The organism is Pristimantibacillus sp. PTI5 (assembly GCF_048572955.1).
Taxonomy (GTDB): Bacteria; Bacillota; Bacilli; order Paenibacillales; family Paenibacillaceae; genus Pristimantibacillus.
Window position 1 is genome coordinate 954,188 of record NZ_CP183886.1, and the last position, 20,901, is coordinate 975,088.

General features: G+C 48.9%; 18 protein-coding genes and 1 riboswitch. Of the genes, 6 read left to right on the forward strand and 12 right to left on the reverse strand.

Going from position 1 to position 20,901, the window contains the following annotated elements; translation table 11 throughout:
- Positions 1–28 precede the first annotated feature (28 nt).
- The 6 genes from thrS to metA form a co-directional block, all read right to left on the reverse strand.
- Entirely contained in the window at positions 29–1,966 is a 1,938-nt protein-coding gene (gene thrS, locus ACN6MW_RS04550; protein ID WP_419874406.1) for a threonine--tRNA ligase, read from the reverse strand.
- Positions 1,967–2,401: 435 nt separating this feature from the next.
- Positions 2,402–3,334: a putative sporulation protein YtxC gene (locus ACN6MW_RS04555; RefSeq protein WP_419874407.1), complete on the reverse strand. Its 933-nt coding sequence runs from the start codon at positions 3,332–3,334 to the stop codon at positions 2,402–2,404.
- 176 nt (positions 3,335–3,510) lie between these two features.
- Positions 3,511–4,647 carry a cyclic dehypoxanthinyl futalosine synthase gene (gene mqnC / locus ACN6MW_RS04560; protein ID WP_419874408.1) on the reverse strand — a complete coding sequence of 379 codons (1,137 nt, stop codon included), beginning with the start codon at positions 4,645–4,647 and terminating at the stop codon, positions 3,511–3,513.
- Between the two features lie 166 nt (positions 4,648–4,813).
- On the reverse strand, positions 4,814–5,986 hold the full coding sequence (locus ACN6MW_RS04565; RefSeq protein WP_419874409.1) for a trans-sulfuration enzyme family protein: 1,173 nt from the start codon (positions 5,984–5,986) through the stop codon (positions 4,814–4,816).
- A 3-nt stretch (positions 5,987–5,989) separates the two neighbouring features.
- A complete protein-coding gene (locus ACN6MW_RS04570; protein ID WP_419874410.1) occupies positions 5,990–7,153 on the reverse strand; it encodes an aminotransferase class I/II-fold pyridoxal phosphate-dependent enzyme in 1,164 nt (387 codons plus the stop codon).
- Between the two features lie 26 nt (positions 7,154–7,179).
- Positions 7,180–8,097, reverse strand: a complete 918-nt coding sequence (gene metA / locus ACN6MW_RS04575) for a homoserine O-acetyltransferase MetA (RefSeq protein WP_364147090.1) — start codon at positions 8,095–8,097, stop codon at positions 7,180–7,182.
- Positions 8,098–8,197: 100 nt separating this feature from the next.
- A riboswitch (SAM riboswitch) is annotated at positions 8,198–8,307 on the reverse strand.
- A 308-nt stretch (positions 8,308–8,615) separates the two neighbouring features.
- Between metA and corA the strand changes: the two genes are divergently transcribed.
- The 5 genes from corA to ACN6MW_RS04600 all read left to right on the forward strand — a co-directional run bounded on the left by corA (position 8,616) and on the right by ACN6MW_RS04600 (position 12,917).
- Entirely contained in the window at positions 8,616–9,551 is a 936-nt protein-coding gene (gene corA, locus ACN6MW_RS04580; protein ID WP_139996439.1) for a magnesium/cobalt transporter CorA, read from the forward strand.
- A gap of 151 nt (positions 9,552–9,702) precedes the next feature.
- Positions 9,703–10,605 carry a LysR family transcriptional regulator gene (locus tag ACN6MW_RS04585; RefSeq protein WP_419874411.1) on the forward strand — a complete coding sequence of 301 codons (903 nt, stop codon included), beginning with the start codon at positions 9,703–9,705 and terminating at the stop codon, positions 10,603–10,605.
- A 49-nt stretch (positions 10,606–10,654) separates the two neighbouring features.
- Positions 10,655–11,464 (forward strand): histidinol-phosphatase, encoded by an 810-nt coding sequence (locus tag ACN6MW_RS04590; protein WP_419874412.1) that lies wholly within the window; start codon positions 10,655–10,657, stop codon positions 11,462–11,464.
- Between the two features lie 155 nt (positions 11,465–11,619).
- Entirely contained in the window at positions 11,620–12,465 is an 846-nt protein-coding gene (locus ACN6MW_RS04595; RefSeq protein WP_419874413.1) for an EamA family transporter, read from the forward strand.
- Between the two features lie 143 nt (positions 12,466–12,608).
- Entirely contained in the window at positions 12,609–12,917 is a 309-nt protein-coding gene (locus tag ACN6MW_RS04600; RefSeq protein WP_053371996.1) for a winged helix-turn-helix transcriptional regulator, read from the forward strand.
- Between the two features lie 224 nt (positions 12,918–13,141).
- Here ACN6MW_RS04600 and sdhB read toward each other — a convergent pair whose 3' ends face one another.
- Genes sdhB through ACN6MW_RS04615 form a run of 3 tightly spaced genes read right to left on the reverse strand, consistent with a single transcriptional unit; the run spans position 13,142 to position 16,362 of the window.
- A complete protein-coding gene (gene sdhB, locus ACN6MW_RS04605) occupies positions 13,142–13,906 on the reverse strand; it encodes a succinate dehydrogenase iron-sulfur subunit (protein ID WP_364147082.1) in 765 nt (254 codons plus the stop codon).
- A gap of 2 nt (positions 13,907–13,908) precedes the next feature.
- Entirely contained in the window at positions 13,909–15,666 is a 1,758-nt protein-coding gene (gene sdhA, locus ACN6MW_RS04610) for a succinate dehydrogenase flavoprotein subunit (protein ID WP_309000263.1), read from the reverse strand.
- 24 nt (positions 15,667–15,690) lie between these two features.
- Complete coding sequence (locus ACN6MW_RS04615; protein WP_419874414.1) at positions 15,691–16,362, reverse strand: succinate dehydrogenase cytochrome b558 subunit; 672 nt, start codon at positions 16,360–16,362, stop codon at positions 15,691–15,693.
- 304 nt (positions 16,363–16,666) lie between these two features.
- Between ACN6MW_RS04615 and ACN6MW_RS04620 the strand changes: the two genes are divergently transcribed.
- Complete coding sequence (locus ACN6MW_RS04620; protein ID WP_364147076.1) at positions 16,667–17,575, forward strand: LysR family transcriptional regulator; 909 nt, start codon at positions 16,667–16,669, stop codon at positions 17,573–17,575.
- Between the two features lie 30 nt (positions 17,576–17,605).
- Here ACN6MW_RS04620 and ACN6MW_RS04625 read toward each other — a convergent pair whose 3' ends face one another.
- From ACN6MW_RS04625 to ACN6MW_RS04635, 3 genes are read right to left on the reverse strand one after another with little or no spacing between them, the layout of a single operon-like run.
- Complete coding sequence (locus ACN6MW_RS04625) at positions 17,606–18,835, reverse strand: cation:proton antiporter (protein WP_419874415.1); 1,230 nt, start codon at positions 18,833–18,835, stop codon at positions 17,606–17,608.
- A 30-nt stretch (positions 18,836–18,865) separates the two neighbouring features.
- Positions 18,866–19,528, reverse strand: coding sequence for a potassium channel family protein (locus ACN6MW_RS04630; protein WP_364147358.1), 663 nt, complete (start codon positions 19,526–19,528; stop codon positions 18,866–18,868).
- Positions 19,529–19,547: 19 nt separating this feature from the next.
- Entirely contained in the window at positions 19,548–20,888 is a 1,341-nt protein-coding gene (locus ACN6MW_RS04635; protein ID WP_419874416.1) for a TrkH family potassium uptake protein, read from the reverse strand.
- Positions 20,889–20,901: the final 13 nt, after the last annotated feature.

Consider the following 20,901-nt stretch of genomic DNA (forward strand, 5'->3'; position numbering starts at 1 on the left):
CAATGGTCCAAGCTTTATGCGTTATTTCTTATTGTTCTTTGTCCGCGATCTGCTTCTGAAGCTGCGAAATCAGCTCCGCGACAGGGATCGCACCCAGGTCGCCTTCGCCGCGCTTGCGCACGGATACGGCTTCCGCCTGCATCTCGTTCTCGCCGACGACGAGCATGTACGGCGCCTTCTCCAGCTGTGCCTCGCGAATTTTGTAGCCCAGCTTCTCATTGCGGAGATCGCTTTCCACGCGGATTCCGCTTTCCTGCAGCTGTTCGGCTACTTTGCGGGCGTAATCCTCATAGGCTGTCGATACCGGGATCACTTTCGCTTGTACCGGCGAGAGCCACAGCGGCAGCGCGCCTGCGAAGTTTTCAAGCAGGAACGCAGTCATTCTTTCCATTGTGCTGATAATGCCGCGGTGGATAACGACCGGACGATGCTTCTTGCCATCCTCGCCGACATATTCAAGTTCAAAACGCTCAGGCAGCAAGAAATCGAGCTGTGCAGTAGACAGCGTCTCTTCTTTGCCTAACGCCGTTTTAATTTGAACGTCAAGCTTAGGCCCGTAGAATGCCGCTTCGCCCTCTGCCTCGAAGAAAGGCAGCTCCAGCTCCTCAACAACCTCGCGAAGCATCCGCTGCGACATTTCCCACATCTCGTCATTTTGGAAATACTTCTCCGTATCCTTAGGATCGCGGTAGGATAGGCGGAAACGGTATTCTTTGATTCCGAAATCCTCGTATACTTTGCGAATCAAGTTAACTACGCGAGCGAATTCTTCCTTGATTTGGTCCGGACGGCAGAAGATATGGGCATCATTCAGCGTCATCGCACGTACGCGGTGCAAGCCGGTCAGAGCGCCCGACATTTCATAGCGGTGCATCGTTCCAAGCTCAGCAATCCTTACAGGCAGGTCACGGTAGCTGCGCATATCGCTTTTGAACACCATCATGTGGTGAGGGCAGTTCATCGGGCGAAGCACCAGCTCTTCGTTATCCATGATCATTTTCGGGAACATATCCTCGCTGTAATGCTCCCAGTGTCCGGAGGTTTTGTAAAGTTCTACATTCGCAAGCACTGGCGTATAAACATGCTCGTAACCTAATCTTTCCTCTAAATCAACAATGTAGCGCTCCATCGTTCTGCGCAGCTTCGCGCCGTTCGGCAGCCAAAGCGGCAGGCCTTGACCTACCTCTCGCGAGAACGTGAACATTTTCAGCTCGCGTCCCAGTTTGCGGTGATCGCGTTTCTTCGCTTCTTCAAGGAAGTGCAGATGCTCGTCAAGCTGCGCTTTCTTAGGGAAAGCCGTTCCGTAAATCCGCTGCAGCATTTTGTTTTTGGAATCCCCGCGCCAATAAGCACCGGCCACGCTTAGCAGTTTAAAGGCTTTGATGCGGCCTGTAGACGGCAAATGGGGTCCGCGGCACAAGTCAAAAAACTCGCCTTGATCATACATCGTAATAACCGAGTCAACAGGAAGATCGCGAATAAGCTCCAGCTTCAGATTATCATCCAGTTCGGTGAAAATCGCCAGCGCCTCGTCTCTGCTGACAATGCGGCGACGGATATCAAGATTTTGCTGTGCGATTTTTTCCATTTCCTTCTCAATCTTTACAAGATCCTCAGGCGTCAAGGATTGCTCCATATCGATATCATAATAGAAGCCGTCCTCAATGACCGGACCGATTCCGAGCTTCACATTGGCATTTCCATATATGCGCTTGATCGCCTGCGCGAGCAAGTGCGCTGTACTGTGGCGATATACTTCAAGGCCGTCAGCCGATTCCACGGTTACGATCTCGATTGCCGAGTCAGCCTCGATAGGCGTATAAACGTCAACAACCTTGCCGTCTATTTTTCCTGCAATTGCATTTTTGCGTAGTCCCGGGCTGATAGAGCCCGCAACTTCTTCAATCGTCGTGCCGGCAGCATATTCCCTAACTGCGCCGTCCGGCAATGTGATTTGAATGGCCATTATTGTTCATCCTCCAATTTGTAAGCAAGCGAATCGCCGCATTCCGTTTCCACAAGCAAAAAAGAACACAAAAAAAGCACGCATCCCTAAAAAGGGACGAGTGCTTGTGTGCTCGTGGTTCCACCCTACTTCGACTGCGCCAGCTTCTGTGAAGCAAGCTCTGCAGTCCTCGTATTATCTGGTAACGGAGATTTCCGGTACAGCATACTTCCGCGGCATATCTCAAAGAATGAGCGCCGCAGGTTGGGCTATACAGCTTCAAAGGGGTACATCTGCAGACATTACGGAAGGAAATTACAGCCGAGTTTCCTCTCTCTGGACCAAATATCACAAGCAGACACATGTCTTTGTCATTGCTGATTTCAACGTATATGTGTGTCATTATAGCTTGACTTTCCCGTTTGGTCAAGGGTATTACGATACCCGGCCATTCCTCTACGGCTGAACGAGCTCATCCAAGCTGCTGCTGCAAGATACGCATTGCACGCAAATCGTTACCCGCTGGTCAAAAATCGTTTCTATCGTGCGGATAACCTGCATATCAGGCTGCCTGGTGTGAATCGTAATATGTTTTGGAGATACGGCAATCAATGAACTGATCACCATATCCTCAATATTCATCTCCGTTTCAAGCATTTCCGCCACGATCCGGTCCGATGGAGGATTGGGGTCAAGCGGCTGAAAGCCGTTGTCGTAAAGCATGAAATCATGTCCGCCTTTATGCAGCAAATGCACCATAGGCAGCTTCGTGTCCTGCAGAAACACGAAATATTTTAACAGGGAAATAAACTCCTGGTATTGTTTATCTAACACATATTCGTCCAAGGCGTATTCAACCACCTCGGCTAACTCCTTGCGGTAAGGCTCCAACCTGAAGGCGGTAAAACCCTTCACGTTCAGCTGGGTGTTTTCTTGCAGAAATAGTTCAACTTCGGCCGCTACTTTATTTTTGCGTCGTAACCGGTCTGCATCCAGGAATTTGGTACCAAGACCATCCCACTCCTTGCCGTGAAGCAAATCGTGGCAATATTTTTCGATCGCGGCGGCATCCGCCGCATGATTGTTGCGATACTTTTTGCGAATAATCGCAGCCAGCATACCCGGCTCCAATTCGCTGACAACAAATTCGGCAACCGCTAACGCTGCAGCATGATAAACGGTTTGACCATGGGTTTTTAGCTGAAAATGCGGCAATATAGCCTGGCACCGAACTTCAAGTTCGGATATTTGCAAAAACTCGATGACCTTAGGTTGATCCGTTGTCGAGCCGATATGTAAATCGACGAGCGTTTGTTCCTTCAATAGATCCGTTAATTTATTTGCTGACTTTTGGAGACTTGCAGGCAACGATACCGTGAATAGCTCCATAAGCTCACCCCTTTCCTTCCTTATCAGTATATGGTGCCGCGTACGGGGATATACGATGAAGACATTGGAATGTAAGGGAAGCATGCAAACAAAAAAACGTTTGTCCAATGGTCCGCCTGGCGAAGGGGAACATTAAACAAACGTCGAGTTTTCTATTCATTTTGCCTGAAGCGAGTTTAGTTTTGCATTACAAAATCAAGATCAGCTTTATCCGCTTCGTTATAAATTTTCAAAATATTGTATTTCGTATCCCGCTGGGCTGGAATTTTGCCAACCTCGCGAATCAGTTCAAGAATAAGTTCGATATTCACTTTATGCGTAGTTCCGGCTGCCGAAACGACATTTTCTTCAATCATCGTGCTTCCGAAGTCATTGCAGCCGTAGGATAGAGAAAGCTTACCCATCTCTGGTCCCATCGTTACCCATGACGATTGGAAATTCGGTATGTTATCGAGCATAATGCGGCTGGCCGCAACGATTCGAAGATACTCTTCCGGCTTAGCTTTCTCGAGCTTAAGATTCGTATTATCAGGCTGGAATGGCCAAGAAATAAACGCCAAAAATCCGGTGGAATCATATTTGTTCGCGATACATTCATCTTGCGCGTCTCGAATGCGGAGCATATGCAGCGCACGCTCTTCAACCGTTTCGCCAAGTCCGTACACCATTGTAGCCGTTGTGTTCATCCCATGGCGGTGAGCAGACTTCATGACATCCATCCAGTCCGTCCATGAGCCTTTCATCCGGCTGATCTTGCGGCGAGTGCGGTCATCCAATATTTCAGCTCCGCCGCCCGGCAAGGAATCAAGGCCGGCTTCATGCAGCTGACGTATGACTTCATCCAGCGAAAGTCCGTCTGAAACGACCTTCATCTTCTGAATTTCCGCAGGAGAGAAGGAATGCATCGTAATATCCGGAAAATGCTGTTTGATTTTGCGCAGCAGATCCAAATAATACGTAAACGGCAAATCCGGATTCGTTCCGCCCTGCATTAGAATTTCCGTACCGCCAACATTGACGGTCTCTTGAATTTTGCTCAATATGGTCTCATCCGGCAGGACGTATCCTTCCTTTGAGCCAGGAGCGCGATAAAAGGCGCAAAAGCGGCAATAAACATCGCATACGTTCGTATAATTCACATTCCGGCCAACGACAAAGGTCGTGATTGGCTCCGGATGATGTCTTAGCATGATCTGATTGGCTACATGCCCCATTTTCTCAATCTGATCTGAAGCAAGCAGCTCCATGCCTTCTTCGAGCGCAATTCGCTCGCCGCGCAATGCTTTATCCAAAATATGGTCTAACGTTCCCATTCCGCAAGACCTCCTTATTCCCGTTCTTAGTAAACAACCGATCACTTTATCCTATCATAAATCGTTGGTTGAAGTCACATCCCATATGATGCTCTCTCGCCTTGAAATAAGGAAAAACACGGCGTGTTCCTAAGAACAACCGTGTTTTTCTTGCATTTCATCCCTTTTAGGCACGAAGCGCGTTATCTAAATCCTCGATCAGATCCTCTATGTCCTCAAGGCCCACCGAGTAACGGACCAAGCCGTCCGTAATGCCACGGGCATGGCGTACCTCTTTTGGCATCGCCGCATGCGACATCATCGCCGGATAAGACAAAATGCTCTCTACCGCGCCCAAGCTTACCGCTACAAGCGGTATTTGAACCTTATTCAGCATGGCTTTTGCGCGTTCGCCGCTTCCAACGTCGAAGGAAACGACAGCTCCATATCCAAGCGATTGCTTCTCGTGAATGGCCCGGCCGGGATGGTTAGGCAGTCCAGGGTAATAAACGGCCGTCACTTCCTTATGCTCCGAGAGCCATTCCGCCAATCTGCGCGCGCTGCGCTCGCTGTGCTCCATGCGGGTCTGCAGCGTCTTCATACCGCGCATCAGCAGCCAAGACTCCTGTGCGCTAAGTACGGTGCCCATACCGTTTTGAAGCTGCTTCAGGCGCTTGCCCAGCGCTTCGTCGACAGTTACGGCAAGGCCGGCAAGCACATCGCTGTGGCCGCTTAGAAATTTCGTCGCGCTGTGCAGCACAATATCGACGCCTAGCTCGATCGGGCGTTGATGGTAAGGAGTCATAAACGTATTGTCAAGCATGGTAAGCAGCCCTTGCTCCTTCGCCCATGCCGCGGTTTCGGCAATATCCGTGATTTTGAGCGTCGGATTCGAAGGCGTCTCCATAAAGACCGCTTTCGTATTCGGCTTAAGCGCCGCTTTAACCGCTTCAAAATCGGTCATGTCCACAAAAGTGGATTCAATGCCTAGTCGGTCCAAAATCGATGTAAGCAAGCGGTACGTTCCGCCGTATACATCCTCCGTTACGATAACATGCTCCCCTTGAGATAGCAGCAGGAACGTCGTCGAGATCGCAGCCATGCCCGAGGCAAATGCGAAGCCGCGTGCTCCGCCTTCAAGCAGAGCGATATAATCCTCGAGCGCTTGACGGGTTGGATTGCCGGAACGGCTGTAATCATATTGCGGCGGCTCGAAAATATCATGGTGATGGAACGTTGACGCTTGAAAAATCGGCACGCTTGAAGCGCCAGTCTGTTCATCGATCTCAGCGCCAAAATGCAGCAGCTTGGTCGCAAAACGCCGATCCTGAGGTTTCTTATTGTTTGTCTCGTTGCTCATCGGTTATTGAACCTCCTCGATCTCGCGTTTTGCGGCTTCCAGCGCCTGCGCAAGATCAGCGATTAAATCATCCGCATGCTCAATACCGACAGAGAAACGAAGCAGGCGGTCATCCACGCCAATAGCTTGACGGATTTCAAGCGGAATATCCGCATGCGTTTGAACGGCCGGGTAAGTCATTAACGATTCTACGCCGCCAAGGCTTTCCGCAAAAGCAATGAGCTTGATGTGGCGGAGAATCGGTTCGATATAACGGGCATCCTTGAGACGGAATGAGAAGATCCCCGTATTGCCCGATGATTGCCTGTTCTGAATTTCATGGCCGGGATGATGCGGCAGAGCAGGATAATAAACATCCTCGACAGCCGGGTGCTCAAGCAAATAGTTCGAAATGGTTGTCGCATTGTACTGATGGCGCTCCATGCGAAGCGCCAGCGTCTTCATCCCTCTCATGAGCAGCCAGGAATCCTGAGGTCCAAGCACCGCGCCGATCGAATTGTGAAGGAATGCCATTTCGTCGGACAGCTCTTTGCCCTTCGTTACGATGAGACCTGCCAGCACATCATTGTGGCCGCCCAAATATTTGGTGGCACTGTGAATGATAATGTCAGCGCCAAGCTCGATAGGACGCTGGAAGAACGGTGTAAGCAGCGTATTGTCGACAATCGTGAGCAAGCCCTTCGACTTCGCCCATGCCGCTACGCGTTCAATATCGGTTATCATCATGAGCGGGTTCGTCGGCGTTTCAATCAGCACCGCTTTCGTGTTTGGCGTCCACAGCGTCGCCATGGCATCGATATCGTTTGTATCTACATAAGACGCAGTCACGCCGAATCTAGACATAATCCGCTCAAGCAGGCGATATGTACCGCCGTACAAATCAAGCGATACGATCAAATGGTCGCCTTGGCTGAACAATGCAAAAATCGTTTGCAAAGCGGCCATGCCGGAGCTGCAGGCAAACGCCGCATCGCCAGATTCTAATTGCGCGGCCGCTTCCTCAAGCACTGCTCGAGTCGGGCTTTTTGTCCGCGCATAATCGAATCCCGTGCTTTGTCCGAGCTTAGGGTGACGAAATGCTGTTGCTTGATATACGGGAAAGCTTATTGCGCCGGTGACAGGCTCTTTAACCGATCCTATTTGAGCTAAATGGCTTTCAATCTTCATTGTAAATTAGCACTCCTTTTTTATTATTAAATGCCCCCACCCAAATCAAACGGTGTTTGCTGGTATACATAATAGTTAAGCCAATTTGAAAATAACAGGTTGGCATGGGCGCGCCAGGTTGACCGCGGCAAATTTGCGGGATTATCTCCCGGGAAATAGTTTTTCGGCACGTCTATGCGAAGCCCTTTGGCTTGGTCACGGTCGTATTCAAACTTGAGCGATGTCGGATCGTATTCGGAATGTCCCGTAACGAATATTTGTTTGCCGTCCTTCGAAGCAACAATATATACGCCGGAATCCGGTGATTCCGATAAAATGTCCAGTGAATCGATCGAATCGATATCCTCTCTTCGAACCTCCGTATGGCGCGACTGCGGCACAAAAAACATTTCATCGAAGCCGCGAAGCAAATTTACGTTGCGTTTCTCGACGGTATGCGGATAGACGCCGAACATTTTGCTGTCCAAGTTATATTTCGGCACGTTGAAATGGTGGTAAAGCCCCGCCTGTGCCGCCCAACAGATGTGGAAGGTGGAAGTTACGCGTCTTGCGCTCCAATCCATGATCTCCTTTAATTCCTCCCAGTAGTTCACGTCCTCGAAAGGCATATGCTCTACCGGTGCTCCCGTAATGATGAGCCCGTCGTAATATTCATGGGAAATCTCATCGAACGTTTTGTAAAAGGATTCCAAATGCTCGGCCGAAGTGTTTTTTGAAGTATGCGTCTTCGGATGCAGCAGTACGACCTCAACCTGAAGCGGCGTATTGCCGATGAGTCTCAGCAGCTGCGTTTCGGTCGTCTCTTTCGTCGGCATTAAGTTAAGGATGGCGATCCGGAGCGGCCTGATATCTTGATGATAGGCGATGCTTTCATCCATAACAAAGATGTTCTCGTTGTTCAAAATTTCTTTTGCCGGTAAATTGTCTGGTACTTTAATAGGCATGGTTTTCACTCCTTATTAGGCAGTATGACCGCTTGAACATGAAAAAGACCCTTTCTGCTGTGAGAAAAGGTCGTATGCTCAGTAAATAAGCCATCCGCCTCTCTCATCTCTCAGAAACATAAATGTCTCCGCAAGAATTAGCACCGTGCGTTTTTCACGCCGGTTGCCGGGCTTCATCGGGCTAGTCCCTCCGCCTGCTCTTGATAAGAAAGTAGTCTATTCAATTTTCCGCGGTTACATTTCACTTTCAACTTTAATGCATTCTGTTAATCGCGTCAAGAAGCTCCTTTGCATATCCTGAAGATATCCCCCTGAAATCCATTGTTTTTGTGCTTGAATGTAAAGCAGATGCGGGAGTATACTAGACAAGAATTATTTCATTTATTCCATTAATAAAGGGGTGCAAACGGACATGGAAGGCGACAGACCGAAGCCTGAAAACGATCGAATACGGTTACTGCCGGCCAAGTCCAATTCAGCCGGCAGTTTCCTCTAACGAAAGAAAGGAGTAACTCCGGATGAAAATACGTCTCGTAAGCAATGGCATTTTTACGACTATAGATGATATTAACGAAACTTTAGTTCCCTCCAAAGAGGGTTTTTACTGGATTGACGCTGACGTGGAGGATCTCGCCGTTCTCCAGCCGCTGTTCAGCATGCATGATCTGGCTGTCGAGGACTGCCTCAGCGAAGAAGAGCAGCGTCCGAAAATCGAAATTTATGAAAGCCATTATTTTATCGTGATTAACAGCATTCGTTTCGATGACGAAGAAATTTTTCTAAGGGCGCTCAATATTTTTCTTGGCCGCCACTTTATTATAACCGTCACGAAACAGAAAATTAATGAGCTCCGTTCGTTAAAGCCGGTGCTGTGGGAGCAAGAGGTGAGCCGTCCCGATTATTTCTTGTACCATCTCGTCGACATTGTCGTCGATAACTATTTTCTCGTCGGCGACCGGATCGATAACCGGATCGAAGCGCTCGAAGAAGATATTTTGATGCATACCAAAAAATCGCATTTAAACGAAATCATCGGTTTGCGCGGTGAAATCTTGTGGCTGAAGAAGGTTCTTGGACCGCAGCGCGACGTTATTGCTACCCTTAATAAAAAGGACCTAAAACTAATCGACGATCAGCTGCAAAAATATTTTAGCGATATTTATGAGAATGCGCTCAAAATTGCCGAATCCTTCGATACGTACCGCGATCTCATGGGCAACTTGCGCGAAGCCTACCAGTCCAGCGTATCGAACCGCGCGAATGAAATAATGCGCGTGTTTACCGCGATTACGACGATATTCATGCCGCTCACCTTTATTACGGGAATATACGGAATGAACTTTGATTTCATACCGGGTCTTCATCTCCGCCTCGGTTCCTACATTTTGCTGGGCATTATGCTGCTGCTCGGAATTAGCATGTTCTTCATTTTCCGCAAGAAGGAATGGCTGTAACGGGCCGAAAATGGATAGGTTCAGAAGGACTGCAAGCGCAACGGCCATCAAGCCTGAAGCGCCGCGGTCCTTTTTTGCCGATGATACTTCTATCCTTTATAATAAGAAAATACATATTTGAACATTTTATTCCTTTGAAAGGGGGATTGACGTGAACATTAGTCAGCTTGAAACACTCCTAACGATATCCAAAACGATGAGCTTCCGGAAAGCCGGCGAGCTGCTGAATTTAACCCAGCCTGCCGTATCGGCGCAAATCAAAAGCCTTGAGGATGAGTTCAAGACGGTTCTCATCGACCGTAATCAGCCAGTCACTTTAACGGATCATGGACAAGTATTTCTAGATCATGCCGAACAAATCCTTACGATTGTGGAAGAGCTTAAGCATAAGCTGTCCGATTTGAATTTAACGCCGCAGGGCCATATTCTTCTTGGAACGACTTCATCCATCGCCATCCAAATTTTGCCGCGCGTGCTATCCTATTTTCAAAATCAATTTCCGCTAATCAAAACAACGATACATTCCATGCCATCATCCCAGGTTATGACCAGCGTCGAGAACGGCTCCGTCGATATCGGAATTACATACCTTACCGAAAAAAATCCGAACGTAACCTCCTCCGTTCTTTATTACGATACATTCGAGCTCGTCGTATCCCCATCTCATCCCATGAGCAAGCTTGTGCATACGACCTTTGATACACTCAAGGACATTCCGATGATCATGCTGGCTCCGGATACGCTTGGCCGCAAATTCATCGATCAAATATTCCGCAAATACGGCATACAACCGAATATCGTCATGGAGGTCTCGAGCAGCGAGGAAGTAAAGCGCATGGTAGAGATCAATTTGGGCGCTGCAGTCGTTTCAAAACTTTCCATTGCGAACGAGGTGCGGCTGGGTACTCTAAAGATGATTAAAGTAAACGAGCTGGATATGAGCCATCCCGTCGGTGTCGTCTATAAATCCGGACGTTACATCAATACTGCAATGCAGCAATTTCTTAGCGACTTAAAGGGCATGCCCGAGCATCAATTTATTAGCAGCGAATAAACAGCATCCCAGCATCCCATTCCAGAAACCCGACAAGGAGAGAATACAAATGAAATTCGATTTACATACCCATCATGTGAGATGCGGCCACGCGAACGGAACAATCGAAGATTATATCCTTGCAGGCCTTGAAGCCGGGCTTCAGGTTATCGGCATCTCAGACCATTCCCCCTATTTCTACCATAAAGAGGATCAACCTTCGCCGGGCATCGCAATGGCAAGGAGCGATTTCGCTAACTACGTGCAAGAGGTGCTTCGTTTAAAGGAGAAATACGCAGGCAAGATCGAGGTTTTGCTTGGCATGGAATCCGACTTCTTCCCCCAGTACATCGAGAGTTATAAAAAAGCTTACGAAGGCGTACCCTTCGACTATTTAATCGGGTCGGTGCATCAAGTAGGCGAGGTGAGCATTTTTAACCGGAACCGATGGAAAAATTTAAATGAAGAGCAGCATATCGAAGTGAAGCGGAGCTATTATGATCTTATTAAACAATCCGCGCGCAGCGGCATGTTCGATATTTTGGGCCACATTGACGCGATGAAAGGTTATTACCCTGCATTCTCCGACATTCCGGCGCAAACTGAAATCGACGATACGCTGCAGACCATCGCGGAATGCGGAGTTTCCATCGAGATCAACACATCCGGCAGCACAAAGTATGTAGGCGGCTGGTACCCGTCTGATGCGATCCTGGAGCGCGCGCTCCATTTTGGCGTGAATGTGACCTTCGGATCGGATGCCCATCTGCCAAGCAGAGTAGGCGATGAATGGGAGCTTGTGGAGCAACGACTGAAGGAAATCGGCTTTAAGCATTGGGTTTATTACCGCAAGCGCCAGCAGGTCATCGTACCGATATAAGCAGGCATGCGGACAAAAAAAGTGGACCTGCACGCTGCAGGTCCCAAGTAATATATTAAAAAAGGGGGTCTTGTTTATTATAATAGCCCATTAATGTAATGAGACGATAACAGAACTATTTCAATTGTGTAACAAATTTGAGGGGTTGAACATCCATGTGGCTCATTACCGCCATCAGCAGCGCTATTTTATTTGGACTAGCAGGCTGGTGGATGAAGGTCTCGCAAATGCGCGGCGGCTCAACCAAAACGCTTCTGCTTGGACTATACGCATCCGGAACGCTCGGCTTTGGCGTACATGCCGCGCTTGAAGGAACACTCGATCGGCTTTCCGATCCTCACATATGGATTGCTGGTTTGATTATAGGCGCCGGCTCCGCTTGGGGAAATGCCTTGTTTATGAAAGCCTTGCATTTTGGGCCGGCGAGCTTGACCTCCCCGCTGACGAACATGAATATCATCTTGGTCGTCGCGATGGCCACTTGGTGGTACCAAGAGCCGTTAAGCGCTTCCGAGGCCGTTGGCATTTCACTGCTTCTGCTCGCGGTCATCTTCATTGCCCATAAACGGAAGGAACCGCTTACCATAACGGAAAAGAGGTGGTTCCTGCTCGTAGGTACCGCGATCATCATGTTCGCCCTCCGAAATGGCGGTCTCAAGGTGACCGAGGAGATGGGATTCCCCAGTGCGCCGATTTTGTTTATAGCTTATGCCGTTTCGCTATGCTGGTTTCTAGTTCCGTCCAACGCTCCCGTATCCCGAAATGCAGAACGAACCGGACTATGGTTAGGCATCGTTGCCGGTCTATTCTCATACGGCGGACTGCAGCTTTATGCGATGGCGCTTGCCACGGGCCAAGCGAATCTGGCAGCGCCTATCTTTGCAACGAACAGCCTCGTAGTTGCGGCCGGAGCCATTCTGTATTACAAAGAAAAGCTGACGTTTGTGCAGTGGACAGCCTTTGGCTGCACCATCCTCGGTTTAATCATAATCCGATTATAAGGAATGGCGTATGCCTTCCCTTGTATCCTAACTTTTATATAGTAAATATATATTTTTGAAATAACACCTATTCCCACTCAAATGAACTTACTTTTAGTTTGTTCATATGCTACAATAGTATTACAAAAAGCGGGGTGATACGGTTGGATTATTCGACAATGTGCCCAAAGTATGAAGCCGCTGCCGACATATTAGGTAAGAAGTGGACTGGCAGAATTATTCGGGTTTTGCTCGGAGGACCTAAGCGGTTCAAAGAGATCAAAGAACAGATTCCCGAGATGAGCGACAAAATGCTAACGGACCGGATGAAAGAACTGGAAACGATAACGATTATTAAACGTCAGGTATATCCTGAAATGCCCGTACGCATTGAGTACGAGCTAACCGGCAAAGGCCGCGAGCTGGAGCCAGTCATTGAGTCCATTCAAAAATGGGGAGAACAATGGATGTAAATTAAGAAACCGCTGAGGCGGTTTTTTTTATTTTCACCTCGTGGATCCGAACGCGAATTTCACTCCTATTCGGGCACGGCTGTTGAGATTTCATTACTCTCATCCTTTCCCTGACGCAATTGACAAAGGATTGCTGATCCACTATCATTGATAATAATAATCAATATCATGTTCTCAAAAAAAGAAGCCCTCGAAAAATCGAGGGCTTCCACAACTGGCTCTTCCTACATGCCGAGCCATTTCTTGAATAGATGTTTTGTCGTATCCTTGTTGATTGCGGCAATTGAAGTCGTAAGCGGAATGCCTTTCGGACATGCGCGAACACAGTTTTGCGAGTTGCCGCAGCCTTCGATACCGCCGTCAGTCATAAGCGCATCCAGACGTTCTTCTTTGTTCATCTCACCTGTTGGATGAGCGTTAAACAAACGAACCTGCGAAATGGCTGCAGGACCGACAAAGCTGTTCCGGTCGTTTACGTTAGGGCAAGCTTCGAGGCAAACGCCGCAGGTCATGCATTTGGATAGCTCGTAGGCCCATTGACGCTTCGTTTCCGCCATCCGAGGACCAGGACCTAAATCGTAAGTACCGTCAATCGGAATCCATGCCTTAACGCGTTTTAGAGCGCCAAACATACGTTCACGGTTAATGACAAGGTCACGGACAACCGGGAATGTGCTCATCGGTTCAAGGCGAATCGGCTGCTCCAGCTTATCAACCAGCGCGCTGCATGCTTGACGCGGCTTGCCGTTGATGACCATCGAGCAGGCACCGCATACTTCTTCCAAGCAATTTGAATCCCAGCATACAGGTGCCGTGCTTGCGCCGTCAGCTTTCTTCGGATTACGCTGAATTTCCATCAAACCGCTGATTACGTTCATATTCGCGCGGTAAGGAATTTCGAACTCTTCCGTATAAGGCTTTGAATCAGGAGTGTCTTGGCGCGTGATGATAAACTTAACCGATTTTGTAGCTACAGTCGTTTCAGCCATCATTATTCTCCTTTCTTCTTGTCGCTCGAGTAATCACGTTTACGAGGCTTGATCAAGCTCACATCGATGTCCTCGTACGAAATTTGCGGACCTTCCTTCGTCCATTTCGCAATCGTCGATTTCATGAATTGATCGTCGTCGCGATCCGGGAAATCCGGCTTGTAATGTGCTCCGCGGCTCTCGTTGCGCAGCAATCCGCCAAGCGTCATGGCTTCAGACAGCTCAAGCATGTTCCAAAGCTGACGAGTGAATGCCACGCCCGCGTTGTTCCACTGCGCCGTATCATTAATATTGATATTCGCATAACGCTGTTTCAGCTCTTTGATCTTGTGGATCGTTTGCTCCAGCTTATCGTTAAAGCGTACAACGGTCATGTTGTTAGTCATCCATTCGCCAAGCTCTTTGTGAATGACATAAGCATTCTCGTTGCCGTTCATGTTGATGATGCTGTTGTATTTATCCGTTTGGCGCTTGTTCTCGCGATCAAATACGGAGGAAGCAACATCTTCAGCTGATTTTTTCAAGCCTTTGATATATTCCACGGCCTTCGGTCCAGCCACCATACCGCCGTAAATGGCCGATAGCAGCGAGTTTGCGCCGAGACGGTTTGCGCCGTGATATTGATACTCGCACTCGCCGGCAGCGAACAAGCCGGGAATGTTCGTCATTTGGTTGTAATCGACCCACATGCCGCCCATTGAATAATGAACCGCAGGGAAGATTTTCATTGGAATTTTGCGCGGGTCATCGCCCATGAACTTCTCATAAATTTCAATGATGCCGCCGAGCTTCACATCGAGCTCCTTCGGATCTTTATGGGACAGATCAAGGTAAACCATGTTTTCCTGATTGATGCCGAGCTTCTGATCGACACACACGCTGAAAATTTCACGCGTTGCAATATCACGCGGCACCAGATTTCCGTAAGCCGGATATTTTTCCTCAAGGAAGTACCAAGGCTTGCCGTCTTTGTAAGTCCAGATCCGTCCGCCTTCACCGCGCGCCGATTCGGACATCAAGCGCAGCTTGTCGTCTCCCGGAATCGCAGTCGGGTGAATTTGAATGAATTCGCCGTTCGCGTAGTTAACGCCTTGCTGATACACCGCGCTGGCAGCCGTACCTGTATTGATAACCGAGTTTGTTGTCTTGCCGAAAATAATGCCGGGACCGCCTGATGCAAGAATAACCGCATCCGCACGAACCGTGTGCACTTCCATCGAGCGTAAATCCTGCGCCGATACCCCGCGGCAAATGCCGTCGTCGTCAACGACTGCGCCAAGGAATTCCCAGTGCTCGTATTTGTTGACCAGTCCCGCTGCTTCCCAGCGGCGTACTTGCTCGTCCAGCGCATAGAGAAGCTGCTGTCCAGTCGTCGCGCCCGCGAAAGCTGTACGGGAATGCTTCGTGCCGCCGAAACGACGGAAGTCGAGCAAACCTTCGGCAGTACGGCTAAACATAACGCCCATACGGTCCATTAGGTGGATAATGCCTGGCGCCGCGTCGCACATTGCTTTAACAGGCGGCTGATTTGCGAGGAAATCCCCGCCGTAAACGGTATCGTCGAAATGCTCCCACGGAGAATCGCCTTCTCCTTTTGTATTAACAGCGCCGTTAATGCCGCCCTGTGCGCATACTGAGTGGGAACGTTTGACCGGTACCAGTGAAAACAGATCAACGTGTACGCCGGCTTCTGCCGCTTTGATGGTAGCCATCAAGCCGGCAAGACCGCCGCCAACGATGATAATTTTATTTTTAGCCATAACGCTTCGCTCCTTGTCTACAAACTAACCGATATTCGTAAATGCCAATGCCGCACTTGCAGCTTCTTTAAATTCGTCGCCGGTAAATGCGATAAGTGAAAGAATAAACAAAGCGGATACAATAACAAAAACGCCCATGCAAATGTAAGAAGAAATACGCTGTGCTTTCGGGCCGATCGTAATGCCCCAGCTGATCAGAAATGCCCAGAGTCCGTTGCTGAAGTGGAATACGGCTGCAAGCACGCCGATAACATAAAGCACAAAATACGCGGGGCTGCTCGCAATATGATTCATCGTCGAGCCCAGCTCTTCATGCGTGATGTTGCCTAGATAGACTTGGATCCGAGTCTGGAATACATGCCAGAAGACGAATACAAAGGTAATTACCCCTGTAACCCTCTGTGCAGTAAACGCCCAGTTCCGTCCATATTTGAAGCGTCCCGTATTCGTGTTCGATTGGTAAGCGACGTATAAGCCGTAAATACCATGAAACAATAGCGGGAGGTAAATGCCGAAAATCTCGAGCAGCGGCAGCACTGGCAAGCTGTTGATCAAATGTACGCCTTTGTCGAAGCCTTCAGGTCCGCGTTCAAACGCCTGGTAGTTGGTCAGACCATGCACGACGATAAAACCGCCGAGCGGAATGATCCCGAGAAGCGAGTGAAGCTTGCGCGAGAAATACGAGTTTCCTTTCATGTCATTCCTTCTCCTTTCAAAACTGTGAGTGCTAGCATGCTTTTTTTTAAAATATAAGAATGTATCGGATATTCCTTTATACATTGCTTATATTTCAGCGCAAATGAAGCGCTGTGCCGCCGAGGGCTGGCATCAGCTTGTTACGCTTGGCAAATCATTCTACATTGTAACCCCAGCATGTACCTCCGTCAACAAAAGTCGACACATATTAGCCACACTTCCCATCCTACTCCTTTTCATCTTATAATGGAATTGCTTATTTTTTATAATTTCTTATAACAAAATGACATAAGGAGTATCTTTCATGAATGAAGAGATGCATGTCTTCACCGTTATCGTCGAGCAGTCCAGCATGAATAAGGCATCGGTATTGCTCAATTTGTCCCAGCCGGCGCTCTCCCGCAAAATAGCCAAGCTCGAGCAGGAGCTCGGTTCGCCGTTGTTTCGGCGGATCGGCAAACGGCTCGAGCTCACGCGGATCGGGCAGCTCACCTATGAATATGCCCTTGAGCTGCGCCAGCTTCATCGCAAATATTTGCAAACTTTATCGGAATTCACATCCACGGGACATACCACGCTGACGATAGGAGCAAGTCTAACGACTCTGCAAACGACGCTGCCTGATTTGATCCAAAGGCTGACGTCGGCTCATCCAGAAATCGATATTAAAGCGGTAACAGGCAAAACCCATGAAATTGTATCGCTTGTTCGCGACCATAAAGCGGATATTGGGATCGTAGCCTCCAGCATCGAGGATTCTACGCTCCGCTGCATACCTTTGTTCGAGGATCATTTATCGCTGGTGCTGCCGCGCAATCAGGTCATTACCGACAAAGGAGCATTAGGCATCCAAGACTTGACCGGCATGCCGATGATCTTGTTCTCCAAAGGCACCTGGTACCGTCTGCTTACCGATGAGCTTTTCGACAAGTACCATCTTCAGCCGGATGTGCGGATGGAAATCGATTCGTTTGAAGCGATTTTGCGCTTGCTTCATACCTGCAGGGCAGCAACGCTGCTGCCGCAATCCTATATGCGCAATCAGCTGCTTGAAGACAACGATCTCGCCGTCATTCCCATTCGCGAACTTGAGGATACGAAGCGGACAACCTCGCTCATTCATGCCGATTCCGCCGCGTTAAGTCCTTCCGTTCGGCTTTGGATTAACGAGCTTGCCGCACGCTTCCCTACAAAAAAGGACATCAGCCTCTAAAGAGGCCGTTGTCCTTCAGCATTTCCAATATTAAGCTTCCGAATCCATGCCGAGCTTTTTCGCCAGAAACGCGGTCGTGCTCGCTTGTAGCAGTACCGTCACAAGGATTGCCATTAAGGTAATTGAAGCGATTTTATCCGCATACTGTATGCCGGCGCTCGTGATCATACCGGATAAAACAGCTGGGATTACGCCGGTCTCTCTCACCCACATCATAAATACCAGCTCATTTTTTTGCCAGGCTGCCTTCCGGTCAGGCAAGCTGCAAACCAGAACCGTAATCGGGCGCGCGATAAGCATAAGCACCAATACGACCGCGATGCTTTGCCAGCCATATTCGAGCAGCAGAGCAATATCCACTTGGCTGCCGAGAAGCACAAATATGAGCATTCGCAGCATCACCGTCACATTGTCGGAGAAATGGACGATTTCCGATTCTTTTTCATCCAGCTGCAGCTTCAGCAGCCGAGGATTTCCCCATATCAGTCCCGCTACAAAGGTAGCCATAAATCCGCTCACATGCAATAAATCGCCAAACAAATACGCGGCTAAAGCCGTTGCCAGCATGGCGATGGTTGTATAGTCCCGCAGGATGCCCAGCTTCAGATGAGCCACAATGAATACGGAGAAAGCCCCAATCAATAAACCTAAAGCAATGCCCCCGAATGCCGTATAAGCGAATTCGTAAAGCAAAGGGCCGGCCTCTAACGCCGATTTCCCTGTTATCGCGGCGATTAAAGCAAAGGTAATAATGGAACCGGTCGCATCATTAAAGGCCGACTCGCTTTCTACGGTTTCCCGTACCTTCTTCCGAATGGAAACCTGCCGGAACACCGGAATAATGGAAGCCGGATCCGTCGAGGCAATAACTGAAGCTGCTAGAAGCGCATACAGCCATTCCAGTCCGAAAATAAGATGGATAGCCGTGCCTACGACCGCAACGGTTATCAGCACGCCGGGGACGCTCAGCAACGCGACCGTCCATTTCACTTTCCTTAACCCGGTTAGACTGATATTGCGCCCTCCATCGAATAATATAACGGTTGAGCCTACGATGAGAACAAGCTGGTTAATCAAGGAAGAGCTCGATTCATTTATCCAGTGCAAGCCTTGTCCCAGCAGCATTCCTACTATAATAAATGCAGCCACATCGGGAATGCGAAGCTGGAGCGCTGCGCGGCCTGCCAGCATACCGGCAATTACAATGAGTATAAGCAATATAAGCAAATGATGAATGACGGGTGTTGCTGCGGTTTCCAAATGCCTCTCACTTCCGTTTCCTTTGGCTCCTTAACGGATGACCGTGGCTTCAAAGTCTTCGATTTGCTCATTAGTTCCAATAATAACCATAACATCCCGCAAAGCAAGCACGTCTGTTGCCGTAGGAGCAATAATAATGCCGTTTGGTTTATTGATGGCTACGATACTGCAGCCGAACCTTGCGCGCGGATTTAAATCATGCAGCGATTTACCGTCCAGGCATTGAGGCACCGCAAGCTCCGCGATCGTATATTCCTTGGACAGTTCGATATAATCGAGCAGGTTTGGCGATACGAGCTGGTGCGCAACCCGGATTCCCATATCTCTCTCCGGATAGACGACGCGGTCCACGCCTATTTTCTCAAGCACGCGGCCATGAAGCTCGCTCATCGCTTTGGCTACAACCTGCTTCACGCCTAGGTCCTTAAGCAGAATTGTCGTCAAAATACTGGATTGAATGTCATCGCCAATGGCGACGACTCCGCAGTCAAAGTTCCGTACGCCGAGCGAACGAAGAGTCTCCTCATCTGTGCAATCTGCCGTTACGGCATAAGTAAGCACGCCGCTCATGTCCTGAACGGCCTCCTCATCTTTGTCAATGCCGAGCACCTCATGACCGAGCTCAACGAGCTCTTGTCCAAGGCTCGAGCCAAATCGACCTAATCCAATAATGACAAACTGCTTCTTTTTTATTCCCACTTGCGTATGTCTCCTATCCAATCGTAATTTTGCCTTCAGGATGCCGGTATAATTCTTTTTCCGTACGGGGCCCTAACGCATAAGCAAGCGTCAATGGACCAAGCCGGCCGGCAAACATCGTAAATGCAATGACTATTTTCCCCACATTGCTGAGCTCTGGCGTAACGCCAACGGATAAACCTACCGTACCGAAAGCTGAGGTCGCTTCGAACAACAGCTTTAAAAAGGCCTGATCCTCGGTCATCGATAAGACCATCGTTACAATAATGACGAGACCCAGTGATATTAAAGTAATGGTGAGCGCTTTGAATATCCTGTCTTTGCCAAGCCGGTACCGAAAGAAGACGATATCCTCGCGTCCGCGAATCATCGCGATTACTGCACCAACCAAAGTCGTAAAGGTGGTGGTCTTGATACCGCCTCCCGTTGAACCGGGGGATGCACCGATGAACATCAATATAATCGTAAAAAACACGGTAGCCTGACGAAGTGCCGTATAGTCGAGCGTATTGGCTCCGGCAGTCCTTGGCGTGACGGACTGAAAAAACGAGGACCAAATTTTACCGCTCCAGTCCAATGAAGCCAGCGTCTTCGTATTCGAAAACTCAAAAACAAAAATAACGATTGTACCTACGGCAATTAACGTTCCCGTCATGGAAAGAACGACCTTGCTGTGCAGCGATAGTTTTTGGTTTTTGCGGAATTCCATTAGATCAGACATCACGACGAAGCCCAGGCCTCCCGTTATGATAAGCAGCATAGCCGTAATATTGACGATCGGATCTTCTACATAAAGCGTAAGGCTGCGGTATCCTCCGAAAATATCAAATCCGGCGTTATTGAATAAGGACACGGCGTGGAATGCGCCGAAAAATAACGCCTTTCCTATAGGCATATCGAATGCAAACCTAAAAGAAAACAAGATAAAGCCGATAAGTTCGATAACTAATGAATACCCGATCACCCGCCTGATCAGCCTGACGATCCCTTCCATGCTTGATTGATTCATCGCCTCCTGCAGCAATAACCGCTCGCGCAACGAAATTTTCTTGCGCAGCACGAGAGCGACAAGCGTTGCCATTGTCATAAAGCCGAGACCGCCCAGTTGAAACAGGCACATTAATATAACCTGGCCCGCGACCGAAAAATAAGTCCCCGTATCTACGACAACCAGCCCCGTTACGCAGGTGGCCGAAGTAGCCGTAAACAATGCGTCCAGAAAAGGGAGCCTTTCCCCGCTCGCCGAGGCAAACGGCATGGATAATAATAATGCGCCCAGCACTATAATAAGCGCAAACCCGCTGACCAATATCCGCGGTGGGGACCATTTCAACACGTTCCAATCCATCTTCATTCAACCTTCTTCT